General features: G+C 60.0%; 15 protein-coding genes. 3 read left to right on the plus strand and 12 right to left on the minus strand.

The genetic code is table 11. The features are described 5' to 3' along the window. Window positions 1–9: 9 nt before the first annotated feature. The gene (gene guaB, locus HMPREF2708_RS00550; RefSeq protein ID WP_070831042.1) at window positions 10–1539 is read right to left on the minus strand and encodes an IMP dehydrogenase; all 1530 of its coding nucleotides are present in this window, start codon (window positions 1537–1539) and stop codon (window positions 10–12) included. A 263-nt stretch (window positions 1540–1802) separates the two neighbouring features. Here guaB and HMPREF2708_RS00555 point away from each other — a divergent pair, with 263 nt between their 5' ends. Together HMPREF2708_RS00555 and HMPREF2708_RS00560 are read left to right on the plus strand one after the other, a co-directional pair. Then, window positions 1803–2171: a DUF5319 domain-containing protein gene (locus HMPREF2708_RS00555; protein WP_038629374.1), complete on the plus strand. Its 369-nt coding sequence runs from the start codon at window positions 1803–1805 to the stop codon at window positions 2169–2171. Between the two features lie 137 nt (window positions 2172–2308). Then, a complete protein-coding gene (locus tag HMPREF2708_RS00560; RefSeq protein ID WP_016422117.1) occupies window positions 2309–2632 on the plus strand; it encodes a WhiB family transcriptional regulator in 324 nt (107 codons plus the stop codon). A 124-nt stretch (window positions 2633–2756) separates the two neighbouring features. On the opposite strand, the gene groL is transcribed toward HMPREF2708_RS00560, so the two are convergent. The 11 genes from groL to HMPREF2708_RS00615 all read right to left on the minus strand — a co-directional run bounded on the left by groL (window position 2757) and on the right by HMPREF2708_RS00615 (window position 14403). Further along, on the minus strand, window positions 2757–4361 hold the full coding sequence (groL, locus tag HMPREF2708_RS00565; RefSeq protein WP_070831045.1) for a chaperonin GroEL: 1605 nt from the start codon (window positions 4359–4361) through the stop codon (window positions 2757–2759). Between the two features lie 19 nt (window positions 4362–4380). Continuing rightward, window positions 4381–4680, minus strand: a complete 300-nt coding sequence (groES, locus tag HMPREF2708_RS00570) for a co-chaperone GroES (RefSeq protein WP_005510054.1) — start codon at window positions 4678–4680, stop codon at window positions 4381–4383. A gap of 156 nt (window positions 4681–4836) precedes the next feature. Then, window positions 4837–5775: a hypothetical protein gene (locus HMPREF2708_RS11160; protein WP_070831048.1), complete on the minus strand. Its 939-nt coding sequence runs from the start codon at window positions 5773–5775 to the stop codon at window positions 4837–4839. Window positions 5776–5849: 74 nt separating this feature from the next. Continuing rightward, window positions 5850–6572 carry a hypothetical protein gene (locus HMPREF2708_RS00580; protein ID WP_070831051.1) on the minus strand — a complete coding sequence of 241 codons (723 nt, stop codon included), beginning with the start codon at window positions 6570–6572 and terminating at the stop codon, window positions 5850–5852. Further along, window positions 6569–7648, minus strand: coding sequence for a tRNA (adenosine(37)-N6)-threonylcarbamoyltransferase complex transferase subunit TsaD (tsaD, locus tag HMPREF2708_RS00585; RefSeq protein WP_070831426.1), 1080 nt, complete (start codon window positions 7646–7648; stop codon window positions 6569–6571). The genes HMPREF2708_RS00580 and tsaD overlap by 4 nt, the downstream gene beginning before the upstream one ends. Window positions 7649–7706: 58 nt before the next feature. Then, window positions 7707–8135 (minus strand): hypothetical protein, encoded by a 429-nt coding sequence (locus HMPREF2708_RS00590; protein ID WP_070831054.1) that lies wholly within the window; start codon window positions 8133–8135, stop codon window positions 7707–7709. 55 nt (window positions 8136–8190) lie between these two features. Continuing rightward, on the minus strand, window positions 8191–9927 hold the full coding sequence (locus HMPREF2708_RS00595; RefSeq protein ID WP_070831057.1) for a pyruvate dehydrogenase: 1737 nt from the start codon (window positions 9925–9927) through the stop codon (window positions 8191–8193). Window positions 9928–9965: 38 nt separating this feature from the next. Continuing rightward, window positions 9966–10445 carry a ribosomal protein S18-alanine N-acetyltransferase gene (gene rimI, locus HMPREF2708_RS00600; RefSeq protein WP_070831060.1) on the minus strand — a complete coding sequence of 160 codons (480 nt, stop codon included), beginning with the start codon at window positions 10443–10445 and terminating at the stop codon, window positions 9966–9968. Continuing rightward, the gene (tsaB, locus tag HMPREF2708_RS00605) at window positions 10442–11092 is read right to left on the minus strand and encodes a tRNA (adenosine(37)-N6)-threonylcarbamoyltransferase complex dimerization subunit type 1 TsaB (protein WP_070831063.1); all 651 of its coding nucleotides are present in this window, start codon (window positions 11090–11092) and stop codon (window positions 10442–10444) included. The genes rimI and tsaB overlap by 4 nt, the downstream gene beginning before the upstream one ends. A 30-nt stretch (window positions 11093–11122) precedes the next feature. Beyond that, on the minus strand, window positions 11123–12736 hold the full coding sequence (gene alr, locus HMPREF2708_RS00610) for an alanine racemase (protein WP_070831066.1): 1614 nt from the start codon (window positions 12734–12736) through the stop codon (window positions 11123–11125). After that, window positions 12733–14403 (minus strand): NAD(P)H-hydrate dehydratase, encoded by a 1671-nt coding sequence (locus HMPREF2708_RS00615; RefSeq protein ID WP_070831068.1) that lies wholly within the window; start codon window positions 14401–14403, stop codon window positions 12733–12735. The genes alr and HMPREF2708_RS00615 overlap by 4 nt, the downstream gene beginning before the upstream one ends. 24 nt (window positions 14404–14427) lie before the next feature. On the opposite strand from HMPREF2708_RS00615, the gene HMPREF2708_RS00620 reads away from it, so the two are divergent. Beyond that, entirely contained in the window at window positions 14428–15516 is a 1089-nt protein-coding gene (locus HMPREF2708_RS00620; protein WP_070831072.1) for an esterase/lipase family protein, read from the plus strand. Window positions 15517–15636 lie beyond the last annotated feature (120 nt).

The raw sequence follows: 15636 nt of genomic DNA on the forward strand, positions 1-15636 counted from the left end.
TAAGCCAGTTTAGCGCTGGTAGTAGTTCGGCGCTTCGACAGTCATCTGGATATCGTGCGGGTGCGACTCGCGCAGGCCTGCAGCGGTGATCTGGACAAACTGTGCGTCGTGCAGCTGCTCGACGGTGGCGGAACCGGTGTAGCCCATAGCTGCGCGCAGACCACCGACCAGCTGGTGAACGATGGAGTCGATGCTGCCGCGGAACGGAACACGGCCCTCGATACCTTCCGGAACCAGCTTCTCTTCGCTCTTGACGTCAGCCTGGAAGTAGCGATCCTTGGAGTAGGAGCGCTTCTCACCGGTCAGGCCGCGGCCCTGCATGGCGCCCAGCGAGCCCATGCCGCGGTACATCTTGTACTGCTTGCCGTTGACGAAGGTAACCTCCCCCGGAGCCTCAGCGGTACCAGCCAGCATCGAACCGAGCATGACGGAGGATGCACCGGCCGCCAGAGCCTTGGCGATGTCGCCGGAGAACTGCATACCGCCATCGGCGATAATCGGAACGCCAGCCTTCTTAGCTGCGACAGAGGCTTCCATGATGGCGGTAATCTGCGGGGCACCTACACCTGCGACAACGCGAGTGGTGCAAATCGAGCCCGGGCCGATACCGACCTTGATGGCGTCTGCACCCGCATCAATCATGGCCTGTGCAGCACCACGGGTAGCCAGGTTGCCGCCGATAATCTGGATGCTCTCGCCGAATTCCTTCTTAACGCGGGAGACCATCTCAAGTACACCTGAGTTGTGGGCGTGAGCGGTATCAACAACGAGCACGTCTACGCCTGCGTCAGCCAATGCGTGTGCGCGCTTCCAGGAGTCCTCGCCGGTACCGATGCCAGCACCAACCAGCAGACGGCCGGAACCATCCTTGGAAGCATTCGGGTACTGATCCTTCTTGACGAAGTCCTTGACGGTAATCAAACCAGTCAGACGGCCTTCGCCATCGACGATCGGCAGCTTCTCCACCTTGTGAGCGCGCAGCAGGTTCAGCGCCGCATCGCCAGACACACCCTGCTCAGCCACGACGAGCGGCATCGGTGTCATGATTTCGGAAACCTTGCGGTTCAGGTCTGCCTCAAAACGCATGTCGCGGTTGGTGCAGATACCGACCAGCTTGCCGTCCTTGTCGACGACCGGCAGGCCCGAGATGCGGTAACGAGCGCACTTGGCATCTACCTCGGCGATGGTGTCATCCGGGGAACAGGTCACCGGGTCGGACACCATGCCAGCCTCAGAGCGCTTCACAATCTCGACCTGCTGAGCCTGCTCCTCGATGGACAGGTTGCGGTGCAGGATACCCATACCTCCCTGGCGAGCCATGGCAACAGCCATGCGAGCCTCGGTGACGGTGTCCATAGCAGCGGACACAATCGGAATGTTCAGACGCAGCTCACGGGTGAGCTGCGTCGAAGTATCAACGCCGGAGGGGATAACGTCCGAAGCGTCCGGCAGAAGCAGGACGTCATCGAATGTAAGGCCGACTAGTGGAATCTTGTTGGGATTGTCTCCGCCGAGGCTAATTCCCGTGGGGTTGGTCATGGACTCCTCCTGCTCCACCCTTGCCGACATCCGGCCAGGGGCGCTATCGCTTCGTGGTTGCCAAACGTTATATACAGGGTAGTCCTTAAGTAATGGAACGCGACAATTAGGCGGAGCGACAGGTGCCCGACAAGGGTTAGCCAAAAGCTAGCTGAGGGTTATACCAAGGTGAACTAAACCCCAACTAAGTAGATTGCCAATCGTCAGGATTGCCGTACAGAGCTGTTACGGTAGTGGTTGTGAACCACAACTTTTTCTCATCCATGCCGCGGGATCCGTTCGAAGGAGATCCCAATGACCCGGCAAGCTTTCTCGAGCCGGATGAGCCGTTTGCTCCGCTGACAGACCAGGAACGTCGAGAGGTTCTTGAAGATCTGGCCGCAGTTCGCCTATTCCGCACCGCTTTGAGCCCAGAGGGATTACTGGGCGTCTGCATGTTGTGTGAGGACTGCGGAGACGAGCACTTTTACAACTGGGAAGTTTTGGAAAACCACTACCTGATGCTCCTGTCTGGACAGGCGTCCCCGGTTCACGAGCCACAATTCGATCCAGACCCCTCCCGCTACGCCCCATGGGACTACTGCGCAGGCTTTGTCGACGGTCTGCGTTCTCGCCGACCTGGCCGTTTCTAAAAATTTGGTAAGAGTTTGACGGAATTGTTTGCGTAGTATCCCGGCTGGCCTCCTTAGGTTTACCAACCGTTCATTGTTGGCCTCCACACTTGAGCTCACTGCTTCAAGAAAGCTCAATGAAGGAGACATCAATTCCGATGACGTACATCGACCACTTGCCCGGGCCCAATGCGGATTTGTGGGATTGGCAGCTGCACGGCTCTTGCCGCGGGCAGGACTCCGCGACCTTCTTCCACCCGGAAGGCGAGCGCGGACGCGCACGCAGCCTACGCGAAGCCCGTGCGAAGGCTATCTGCCGTTCTTGCCCCGTTCTTATGCAGTGCCGTAGTCACGCACTCAAGGTTGGTGAGCCATACGGCGTCTGGGGTGGTCTCAGCGAATCTGAACGAAATGAAATCCTTCGAGCTAAGCCGGCCGCACGTGAACGCGAACTTGAACGCGTTCTAGTCACTGCCATGTAGTCCCTCCCCTTCTCTCGGACTCCAGCCAGTTCCAGTTCACATAAAACCAAAATGCTCCCCACCCTCAGATTGAAAGGTGGGGAGCATTTTAGTGCCAAAGGCCAGAGCCCAAACTCAGTAGTAACTAGTGAGCGTGATCGTGCTCCGGCTCCTCTTCCGGCTTGTCCACAACGGAAGCCTCAGTGGTCAGCAGCATGCGTGCCACGGAGGTTGCGTTGACGACTGCGGAGTGAGTGACCTTGACCGGGTCAATGACACCGGACTCAATCAGGTTCTCGTAAGTGTCAGTAGCAGCGTTGTAGCCGTTGCCGTTCTCCTGCTCACCGATGTGGTAAACGACAACTGCGCCATCCTTACCAGCATTCTCAGCAATCCAGAAGGCCGGACGGGTCAGAGCCTTGGCAACAGCGCGGACGCCGACTGCCTCGTCACCCTCGAACTCGTCAGCAAATGCCTCGAGTTCACGGGAAATCTGCACCAGTACGGAACCGCCACCGGCGATGACGCCTTCCTGAGCTGCTGCACGAGCAGCGTTAATGGCATCCTCGACGCGCAGCTTGCGCTCGTTGACCTCGGTCTCGGTTGCAGCGCCGACCTTAATAACAGCCACACCGCCTGAGAGCTTCGCCAGACGCTCTTCCAGCTTCTCGCGATCCCAGTCAGAGTCAGTGCGCTCAATCTCGGCACGAATCTGGTTACGACGCTCTTCCAAGGCCTCAGCGGTGCCGGCACCGTCAACCAGGACGGTCTCGTCCTTGGTAATGGTGATGCGGCGTGCGTTACCCAGCACCTCAAGTCCAACGTCCTTCAGCTGCATGCCAGTGTCAGCCGTAACGACGGTTGCACCGGTGACAACTGCCAGGTCATCCATGAACGCCTTACGACGGTCACCGAAATACGGCGCCTTCACTGCGGCAACCTTCAAGGTCTTGCGCATAGCGTTGATAACCAGCGCGGACAGAGCCTCGCCCTCGATATCCTCAGCCATAATCAGAGTCGGCTTGCCGGACTCGGCAATCTTCTCCAGAATCGGCAGGAACTCCGGCAGGGAGGAAATCTTCTCGCGGACCAGCAGCACCTGTGCACCGTCGAGAATTGCCTGCTGAGCCTCCACGTCGGTAATGAAGTACGGCGAGAGGAAGCCCTTGTTGAAGGACACGCCCTCGGTCACGGACAGCTCGGTGGCAATCGACTGCGACTCCTCCACAGAGACGACGCCGTCCTTACCAACCTTGTCCATGGCACCTGCAACCAGGTCACCGATTTCAGTGTCGCGCGAGGAAACGGTTGCCACCTGCGCGATGGCAGCAGAGCTGCTGACCGGGGTGGCACGCTGCTTCAGCAGCTCAACCGCCTTGTCGGATGCAGCGTGAATACCGCGATTCAGAGAAATCGGGTTTGCGCCGGCTGCAACGTTGCGCAGACCCTCGTGGACCAGCGCCTGTGCCAGCAGCGTTGCGGTAGTAGTGCCGTCACCGGCAACGTCATTGGTCTTGACCGCAACGGACTTAACCAACTGCGCACCGAGGTTCTCAAACGGATCCTCAACGTCGATGTCGCGGGCGATGGTCACACCGTCATTGGTGACCAGCGGACCGCCGAAGGCCTTGTCCAGGACAACGTTGCGACCCTTCGGGCCAAGCGTGACCTTGACTGCGTCGGCAAGCGTGTCCACACCGCGCTTGAGGCCTTCGCGAGCCTCTTCGTTAAAAGCAATAAGCTTCGCCATGTGTGGGTACGTCCTCCCTTTAGTTCTCGATAACAGCCAGGATGTCGCGCTGCGACAGCAGCAGGTACTCCTCGCCCTGGTACTTCAGCTCAGTGCCGCCGTACTTGGAGAAGATGACGATGTCGCCCTCCTTGACGTCCATAGGAATGCGGTCATCGTCATCGGCCCAACGACCCGGACCAACTGCGATAACGGTAGCCTCCTGCGGCTTCTCCTTAGCGGAGTCCGGGATAACCAGGCCAGAAGCCGTGGTGGTCTCTGCTTCGTTGATCTGGACGAGGACGCGGTCCTCCAGCGGCTTGATGTTGACGTTCGCCACGATGAATTCCTCCATACATGCGGTGATGTGATGTTCTTGTGCCGGTTGGTCTGCCGTGCACAGCCGTCGTCGCGGGTGAACAACTGTGTGTCAAACAACCTTCGTTAGCACTCTACCTCTGCAAGTGCTAACACTCAACAACAGCGAGCGCTAATGCTAGCCATCACATGTCCACAGCTGGGACACAAGTTCTTCTGGCATGCCGTCAGACCTTGCTTTGCCCATCTGCGCGCATGCCTCTGCGTCACTCATCGACTCAGTAAAACGCTGGTACTCATTCCACTCGGAGCCATTCCACTTGGATACCACTAGACCGCCGACACCATAGACTCCCCAGTACGCCCACTGCCCATCACAGTACTTAACTACAACGCTGCCAATCCCCGACTCCGGCGCATCTCCGCTCGGCGCGAACATCTTCGGTGCGCAACGTTCCTCAATAGAAACCGCAGTCGGCGTAGCCGTACTCGTAGTTTCCTTCTTCTTGGTCGTCGTCTTCGTAGTCTCCGATTCCTCGCATGCTGTCACTGCATTCCGGAAGCCAGCCGGGGCACCTTCTCGCTTCAGCCGGCCCATGTCGAAACAAGCGTAGTCACTGGGCCATTGTGTCCCGTGGCGCTCGTATTCAGCCCATCCCGAACCGCCCCAGCGCCACGTCGCGACACCACCGGTGCCTTCAACCCCAGTCACAGCCCACTGGCCATCACAAAAATGAACAACGAATCGACTTGGATCATTGATGAAAGCCGATGCCGCACAGCGATCCTTCTTGGTTTTGTCTGGATTGGTTTTCTCCGACGACTTCACCTTCACGGTCTCCGTCGCAGTCGCGGTAACAGTACGCTTCGGCGCTGCTTCATCCTTGGCGCCTGCACCGAGCCACTGCTCACCTCGACCACTCACAACTAGGTAAAGCACCGCCGCCGCAGCGACAATCACAATGAGCAGCAGCGCGACTACCGCCCATAACACTCCCCGACCACGACCGCGCTGGTCTTCAACTTGCGGCACTTGCGGCTGCGGCGGAAACAGCTCAGTCTGCCCTTGCGATTTATCAGATGGCTGAAGTTCCCACTCGCTGTAGTCTTTACTCATTTTTGGGCAAACGCTTTCCTGTAGTTGTCCTGCAATCCGTAACTGAGATACTCGTCAAAGTCAGTTAACGGAATTTAACACGGGTCCGAGCGGTAATCAGCTTCATTTTTCATCGCGCGCACGTTCCCATCCCATTGACGCTTCAACGAGCAGGCTTCTTCCGCGCTACCAGCATCGAAGTAGACAGCGTAAACATCCTTGCCCTCATAAGACGACCTCAACGACGGACACAGCCCAGGAGTGGCGTACTGAAGGTCCGAGTCCTGCTCGAGCGCACGCGCCAATTCCTGCCTCGTCGAGGAATTGTCGCCACCCATCACGGACTGAACAATCAGCACATAGTGGCCGTCACACGCTAGGCTCGCCGGCACGATGGTTCCCCGAGACGTCTCCACCGACAAAATAATGCCAGAGCTTTCCCTCTGCACCTGAGTCTCGGTCTGTGTCTCCGTAACTGTCGTTTCCGTTACGGTCGCGGTGGCTGTCTTCGTAGCCGTTTCCTCCGCGGGCGTTTCCGCCACGCTTGACGACGACGCTTGCGTTTCACCCCTAAAAGGCACACTTATCCGCTCGGTGCTCACTGCCCATACGACAACTCCCAGCACGGCAACCAGCGCGATAGCTACGACTACAACAAGTGCCCAGACCAGGCCACCGCGAGCGCTGCTACCACTACCGCCAGATACTGGCGCGAACTGCTGTGTCTCCGTCCCCTGGGACTGATTTCCCCACTCGGACTGCCCCGACTGCCCGGACTGCTCGGGTTTTAGCTCCCACCGATCGTAATTTCCGCTCATTGCATTACAGGTTCTTCCACTGGCATGGATGGGTCGGTCAGGCAGGCGTAACCAGAAGGCTTAGCTCCCGCCGCAATTAAGTAGGCAGCAGCTGCGCCAATCATGACGCCGTTATCAGTACACAGCTTAATCGGCGGCACGTGCAGCGTAATTCCCGCCGAGGTAGCTCGCGCCGCTGCAAGTTCACGCAACCTCGAGTTCGCAGCTACACCACCACCGAGCAGCAGCGTAGTAGCCCCCACATCCTGAGCCGCACGGACAGCCTTCTTGGTCAACACATCGCAGACCGCCTCCTGGAAAGAAGCACAAACGTCCTCTACGGAGTATTCACGACCTTCCTTCTCCGCTGCCTCGACATAGCGGGCCACGGCTGTCTTCAAGCCGGAGAAGGAGAAGTCATGGCGCGCATCCTGCTGGCGCATCATGGCCCGAGGAAACGCGATGGCCTTGCGATTTCCCTGCTTAGCCAACTTATCGATAATCGGGCCGCCCGGGTAACCCAACCCCAGCAACCTAGAAACCTTGTCGTATGCCTCTCCGGCCGCGTCGTCAAGCGTCGATCCGAGCTCCTCCATCGGACGACCAACCCCCTGCACACGCAGCAGCTGCGTGTGCCCGCCGGAAACTAGCAGCGCCACTGCATTGGACAGATCCGCGCCGTCGAGAGCTCCGACAGCAACGTGGCCACCAAGGTGGTTAATGCCGTAGAAAGGCACACCCCAGGCGGCGGCATAGGCCTTCGCGCCTGCCGAACCAACCAGCAGCGCACCGGCGAGACCGGGCCCCACGGTTGCGGCGACGGCATCTGGGATAAAAGTTTCGATACCGAGCTTGGCAGCTGCTTGCGCACGCGCCTCGGAAACCACTGGCTGCAAGGCTTCCAAATGAGCGCGGGAAGCAATCTCCGGGACCACACCGCCGAAGCGGGCGTGCTGTTCCATGGAGGATGCGACGACGTCGGCAAGCACTTCCACCTCTGGAATGGCTGGGGTGCTGGTGTCCGTGTCGTCGTAGCGCACACGCATCACTGCAGCGCCTGTCTCATCGCAGGAACTCTCGATTGCCAGCAGGGTCAACTCGGTCATAGCAGTCATGGTACTAGCGCACCACCGGGTCGCTTACCAGCGACCGAGTTTAAATTTCGAGGCGGCCGAGGTTCCTCACAGCGGCACGCCAGAGAGCGTATTCCTCTGGGTAGTCATCGCGGTAGTGGCGAACGGCGCGCATACCGTGCTTAATACGCTCAATTTCCTCGTCGCCGATATCCTCACCCTCGGCGTCGACGAATACGACCGTTCCGCAAATTGCGGTGGTGGGGTCGGTGAAGAAAGCCGAGTTGCCCGTAGCAGCCTCATTGCGGCCTAGGGACGCGACCGGGTTCGGTTCAGCGCCCTCAGCCTTGGCCGTCGGGTTGTAGAGAGCGGCGTAATCGGCGCCATCTTCCTGGAACGCCACCGAAACACGGTCGGAGGAAACTCCGCCGAGGAATGTAGCAGCGGCCTCCAACTCAAATTCGACGATGCGATGCGTCAGGTCAGGGTTCACCAGAAAACCTTTAATCATGGAAACAGAGGTACCGCACCGCACCCGCTCCCGCATCTCGAGAGCGCTACCCCCACTATGGCCGCGGGATGTTGCGGAGGTTCGACCGTGCCATATTGATCATCTGGCCCACGCCGCCGCCGAAGACGGTGCGCGTAGCGGCCTTGGAGAATCCCATCAGCATGTCCCAGGTGATGTTTGCCGGGATGGACAGGGCATTCGGGTCGGTGACCATGTCCACCAGTACCGGACCGTCGTAGGCCAGCGCCTCTTGAATCAGGCGAGGTGCATCGGCCGGATCTTCAATTCGGATGGCCTTGATACCCAACGACTCTGCGACTCCGGCGTAGTCAACTGCGCCGTGGTCGGTCTGATGCTCGGGCAGCCCCTGAACCAGCATTTCCAACTTGACCATGCCGAGCGAGGAGTTATTAAACACAAACATCTTGATGGGCAGCTGCTCCTGCTTCACGGTGATGAGCTCACCGAGCAGCATTGACAGGCCACCGTCACCGTTGAAGGTAATGACCTGACGGTCCCGGTCAGCAGCCTGCACACCAATGGCCTGCGACAGTGCATTGGCCATAGTGCCGTGACGGAAGGAACCAATCTGCTCTCGCCTGCCATTCGGCGTGACGTAGCGTGCAGCCCAGACATTGCCCATGCCGGTGTCGACGGTGAAGACGGCATCGTCGTCGGCGTGCTTATCAATCAGGTCGGCCACATACTCCGGGTGAATCGGGCGCATGTTCTCAACGTCATGGGTGTATGCCTCGATGACGTGGCTGAGCAGGCGCTCGTGGTTCCGCAGCTGCTTGTCCAGGAAGGAGCGGTCGGTCTTTTCATCCAGGTACGGCAGGATGGTTTCAATCGTTGCAGCCACATCGCCGACGACTGGGTACTTCACCGTGGTACGACGACCGATGGCGCGACCATCGATATCGACCTGGGCGACGTTCTTAGTCGGCAGGAAGTCGTTGTACGGGAAGTCAGTACCGAGCAGAATCAACAAATCAGCATCGTTAGAGGCATCGTGGCAGGCGCCGTAGCCCAGCAGGCCGGACATTCCGACGTCATAGGGGTTGTCGTACTGGATGTACATCTTGCCACCCAGCGCATGCCCCACCGGCGACTTAATCTTCTCCGCAAGCTTGAGCACCTGTTCGCGGGCATCCTTCACACCTGCGCCACAGAAAAGCGTGACGGTTTTAGCCTCGTTGATTGCGTCGGCAAGCGCGGCGGCCTGACCGGCGTCCGGGAATACGACTGGGCGACCGCTGCTGATGGTGGAACTGACGAACTCGTCATTTTCCACCTCGTGCGTTGTAATGTCGCCCGGCAGAACCAGCACGGAAACACCGTGGCCAGTCATGGTCGACTGGACAGCATGATGCAAAACGACGCCACCCTGCTCAGCGGAGTTCACCATCTCGCAGTAACCGGAGCACTCGTTGAAGATAAACTCCGGATGGGTCTCCTGGAAGAAGTTCGAGCCAATCTGGCGAGAAGGAATGTGCGATGCCAGCGCCAGCACCTTTGCGCCGTTGCGGTGGGAGTCATAAAGACCCTGAATGAGGTGGGTGTTACCCGGACCGCAAGAGGCCGCACACACTGCTAATTCGCCGGTGACCAGGGACTCCGCGCCGGCGGCGAAGGCGGCAGCCTCTTCGTTGCGGACGTGCACCCACTCAATGGAGGACTCACGCACCGCGTCGACAATGGGGTTCAAGCTATCTCCGACGAGGCCGAAAATTCGCTTGACACCTTGATTCTCTAGGGTTTCTACGAGCTGCTTTGCAAAGGTTTTAGCCATGCGCCCGGTTTAACGCAGAATAGTCGCTACGTCAACATTTAGCCGGCGGGCACAGGCCGACACATCGTGTACGCGTCCGCCCCAGAGCCCGGATAATAGTTCTTTCGCAGCCCCATATTTTCGAAGCCGTAGCGTCGATACATGGCGATAGCGGGTTCATTATCCGTGCGCACTTCTAAAAACACTGGGCCCGGATCCTCCGCCACAGCTGCCATCAGCGCGTCCATGAGCTGCGCCCCAAAGCCCCGGCGCTGCCACTTCTGCCCCACACCGATGGTGTGAATCTCGTACTCGGCGGCACCCGCAGGCCCCAGCTTGGTAATTCCCGCATAGCCGCACAATTCTTCGTCCCCGTCTGCCTCTGCGATCAGCCCGACGTAGAAATTGTTCGGCGCGGCCAGCTCCGCCATAAAGGCCGATTCCGGCCAGGGATCATCGCCGGCAAATAGCTCCGCCTCAATCGCCGCACACGCCTTGGCTGCAGGAGGTCCGAGACGCACTAGCTTGACGACGCTCATCTCATAGCCTTCGGGACAACGGCATCCGGACGGCGCAAGTACAGCGGCACCAGTGGACCCGGCGCGGAGTCAAAGTGGGCCGTTTCAACCATGGCTTTCGGAGTGGGAAAGACTTGTTCCCCAGCAACCTCAAGCCCGGCAATTTGCTCGATGTGGCTGAGACTGCCGCGGGCGTGGCTCGGCGCAAAGTCGGCGACTTCTGCTGCGAGTTCTTCCTTGAGCAGCTCCATGACGTCGGCTGGCTTGGCCACTGCCGGACCGAAAACTCGCTGGCCATCGCGGTAGGCCGCGAAGTACACCTCGCGACGGCGAGCATCGGTGACGACCAGTTCATCGCCAACACCACCCGCGAGCGCATCCAGGCTGCAGATGCCGTAGCAGGGAATTCCCAGAGCGTCGGCGAAGGAGGCTGCGGTGGCCATACCAACGCGCAAGCCCGTAAAAGGTCCCGGACCACAGCCGACAACCACGGCATCTAGCTCGGTTGCTGCCACCCCACTGTCGGTGAGGCACTGCTGAATCAGCGGCACCAGCACCTCGTTGTGCGCGCGGGCATCCAGGTGCAGCTGTTCGGCCACGGTTTCACCATCGCGGACAATTCCCGCGGTGACCTGTGGAGTCGATGTGTCAACGGCCAAAATGTTCATACTCAGTAACCTACTTGAACCGACTTGAAGCTACTTGCTCCACTTCCAGGTGACGACGCGGGCATCGTCGTCACGCGAACGATCGATGCTCACCTGCAGATAGCGCTCGGAGAGCACCTCGGCGAGCCCCATTCCCCACTCAGCGACCACAACACTGTCCTCGAGGTCGGAGTCCAGATCGAGTGAGTCCAGCGCATCGAAGGCCTCGCCATCGGAGCCGGGTCCCTCTTCGCCGAAGAGACGATAGGCGTCGACGTGGATGAGGGTGACGCCATCTTTTGCGAGCGGACGGTGCTCGCGGGCGATGGTGAACGTCGGCGACGTCACGCGCCCGCGCACATTCATGCCGCGGGCGATGCCCTGCGTGAGAGTGGTCTTACCCGCGCCGAGTGGGCCATCGAGAATCACCAGATCCCCGGCGGCTAGCTCCCGGCCAATCTCCTCACCGAGGTCACGCATGTCCTCTGCGGTTGGCGCGATGCGGCTGCGCACCCACTTTCGCTCGCTGCGTCCCTTCGGCGCGGTGAGGATTTCGTAGTTAATGGTGCCGGATGCCTCCGCGAGGTCATCGAGACCGGGCTCCCCCAGTGCGGGATCACCGACGATGACCGCAGTGTCGCCGGCCTCGACATCACTGTCGGGGCCAAGGTCGACGACGAACTGATCCATGCACACGCGTCCTACCTGCGGATAGCGTGTGCCATTGATGCTGACTTCGAAACGCCCGGATGCCGAGCGCATCATGCCGTCGGCATAGCCGCAGGGCACGATGCCGATGGTGGTGTCGCGGTCAGCTGTCCACGTCTGCCCGTAGGACACCGACTGCCCTGCCGGCAGCTTCTTGACCAAGATGACCGACGCTTCCCACCGCATCGCTGGACGCAATCCATGGGTGGACCCCACAATTGGCTCGCCCCCATAAATCGCCAGGCCTGGGCGCACCATGTCGAAGGCCAGGTCAGGACGCGACAACGATGCCGGCGAATTCGCCGCATGGTTAATCATCTCGTCCAGCCCCGCCTCGCGCAGGACAGAAATGGCGGTTCGGAAATTCTGCGCCTGCTTATCGACGCTCTCGTTGCCCGGCTCATCCGCGCACGCAAAGTGCGTGAAAGCACCGGTGATGTTCAACGCGGCAGTCTTGTGCAGCTCGACCAGCTGATCAACCGCATTCTCAAAGTCCCCATTGGCCATAGAGAATCCCGAGCGACCCAAGCCCGTATCGACCATCACCGTCACACGTGGTGTCACCGATAGCGCCCGCCCGGCATTGGCCACGGCCAGCGCATGAGCCATCGACGGCAGGCCGAGGTCAATATCTGCAGCCACAGCACGCTGCACCAACGAGGTGGCTGCTGCGTCCCAGATCCAGGCGAGGATGGGGATGGTGTGGCCGTCGTCAAGCGTGGTGCGGAGTTCCTCGCGGAGGGAGAGCGCCTCGTCGATTGTTGCGACGCCGAGCTGTGTTGCGCCGCCGGCCAGTGCGGCACGCGCGGTCTGCAGCGCACCCTGCGAGTAGCCGTCCGCCTTGACGACGGCCATGAATTCCGACACCCCTGCGATGGCCTTGACGGTCTTCACATTGTGGGTGATTGCGTCGAGATTAACGGTATGGGTCAGGATGGCTGGTGCCGAGGAAGTCATAGCCGTATTTTGCCACTGCTGCCTTCATTGGTGAACCATGCGGTGGCATCTCGGATGGATTCAGCGATGTCCTGGGCGCTGCAGGGTGCTGGTCCGAACTCTGTCTGCGCGGCCAAGAATGAGGCGCGAGCGTGAATAATTACTGGTACGTAGAGGGATTCGCCACGCGCTACCCAGGCGCCGAGAAGACCGGACAGTACATCGCCGGAGCCCGGCGTGGCTGCCCAGGAGCTACCCGCGTCAACCACGACTGTGCGCTGCGTTGTCGGATTGGCAATCACGGTGCGGCGTCCCTTGAGCAGCACTTCACAGGAGAACTGCTCGGCAAGTTCACGGGCATCTGCGATGGCGTTAGTGACCTCGTGCCCGGTAAGGCGCTCAAATTCGCCGGCGTGCGGAGTGAGAACAGTGCGCAGGTTGCGCTCTTGGCCGCGCTCGCGGACGAGCTGTTGGATGTCCTCATGCTTCGACAGCAGCGTCAGTGCGTCAGCGTCGATGACGACTGGTTTGTCGGTGGCCAGAATGTCGCGCAGTTCCTCGGCCGCGCGCTCATCAGTGCCCCGGCCAGGGCCGGCAACCCAGGCATCGACGCGTACCTCTTTACGATCCACCGAGTCCGGCTGTGTAATGACCGTCGGCAAGGCTGCGGTGATGCGGTTGCGGGCGTCCACATCGCCGACATAGATAACCGCGGGACTGGTCGCGTGCACGGCAGCGGAGGCGCACAGCTGACCAGCGCCCGGATACGCCTCGCTACCGGCGGCGATACCTGTAACTCCGGTGGAGTACTTGTGGTCAGCAGCACTGGGTTCGAGCTGAGTTTTCGCGCCAAAAGGCGCCGGAAAGCTCCCGCCTAGGGCTTCGTAAAACTCTACGGTCGGAGTCTGGTGGTGGACGGCATTGTAGTGACCGTTTTCATAGAGCGTCTGCCCCAGTCCTGGAAGTTCGAGGGAGAAGGCATCGAGCGCAATTTCGTGCAATTCGACCTCACCACAGGCTTCCGACAGCGCATGCGCGTAGCGCAGTCCGCCGAAGGTCACCGTTGTCGTGGCCTCGACGTGGGATGGCAGGTACGGATCCTGCCCCTCTTCCAGGTCGAGGTCGGGGTTGATGGTCTGGGAGGGCGGATCAAAAGTGCGTCCGGTATCGGCTTCCACACCACTCGGCACGTCGACCGAGAGAATAGGCACCTCGCCTATGTTTGCCTCGCGCACCAGCCACGCAGCCTCTTCGCGCAGCGCACCATGACCACCGAGCCCCACAATTCCGTCGATAATCAGTGCGTAGTCTTCACTTATCGACCACAGAATCTTCGATAAATCCGTCTCCCGGTCACGCCCCAACGGCAGCACCCGCCCGCCTGCGAGCTCAAACGCTTTCAGCGCCCGTTCATGTGGCTTGGTGCCCAGCAAAACTGCATCCACGCCATGTCCGCCCGAAGACAAGTCCCGGCCGGCATAGAGCGCATCGCCACCATTGCCTCCCGACCCAACCAACAGCAGCACACGACCGCGACCAGGCTCCGGCGACACCTTAGCGAGCATCCGCTCCGCCACCTCCGACACAGCGGCGGCTGCGTGGCGCATGAGTTCGTCGTCACGCGTTTGTGCGTCCAGATAGGGCTGTTCCGCGGCGCGAATTTCGGCAGCTGTGTAGCAGTACGTCATAAACCCAGCCTACGATTAGCCCCTATGGATGACTACTCCCCGAGCACGCGAGTTTTCGGCCCTCTACTGCGCGCCTTTCCGCAGGCATACCTGCGCTCGTTGCGTCATCCCGAATGGATCCCCCACAGCGTGCAGGACGTTCGCGAAATCCTCGACGGCAAAGTCACTCCCGACCTGGATGGATACAACGGCCGCACACCAATTGTCCTGGTTCACGGCACCTGGATGAACTCGTTCAACTCCTTCGCCATGTTGGGGCCGTTCCTCGCCCGGAATCGCCCTGTATTCTCACTCGATTACGGCTCCGACCCCGCCGCGCTGGTCAGCCGCCTCCGCAGCGTCAAAGCCACCACCGATTTGAGCGATGCGCTCGCCGAAGTCACCGACCTTCTCGACCGCTTCCGAGCCCAACTCTCCCTACCCCGCGTCGACCTCATCGGTCATTCCCAGGGCGGTCTGCACTGTCGCAGTTACGCCAACGCGAGCATCGATTCGCTTTACGACGACGCCCTCAACCATGGCCTCAACGAAGAAGACGCCGAGCAGTTCGCCTCCGACAACAGCCCCGTGCGGGCAGTCATCTCGCTTGCGGGAAACCATCGCGGGACTACTGCGTGGGGCATGCGCCGAAGGCTCAGTGCCCTTGAGCGATGCGGCCTTCCGATGCACAAACTCGTCGACCGCCTTGTCGGCCGTGCCTGTATTCAACAGCTGCTGGACTCTGACTATATTGCGACTCTGAACCGCGCAGCGCGTGGCATTACCCGACGCGGCCCGCAGTACCTGAATATCGGCACCCCTTTCGACACCGTAGTTCGCCCGTGGACCGGCGCCTTTTTGCCCGAACAAGAGGGTCACCACATTACGAACGTCAACAACGCCACCGGCGGTGGCGACTGGTCTGACCACCTCGCGCTGCTCTACTCCCCCAATACCTTAGAACTCATCCACGAGTTCTTAGACGAGCTGGATCGCGCTGAGGAGGGTGGCGCCGAGGACTCTTCGACCAACAAGCAAACGCCGCGCCATGTACGGCAGCGAGTCCTGCCTATGTACGGCGCACTGCCGACGAGGCTCGGACGGCGGAGACTCGGACGGCGCGGCCGAATCTAATTCAACATGGACTTTTAGAACATATTTCTAAAAGTCTATTGACACTTTTTCAAACAGGTGTACGATTTAGGTTGTAGGGAAAATTTGTAAGCAAAAGTTCTTTGTCCAGTGCACAGAGGT

Source organism: Corynebacterium sp. HMSC073H12 (assembly GCF_001837775.1).
GTDB lineage: Bacteria > Actinomycetota > Actinomycetes > Mycobacteriales > Mycobacteriaceae > Corynebacterium > Corynebacterium amycolatum.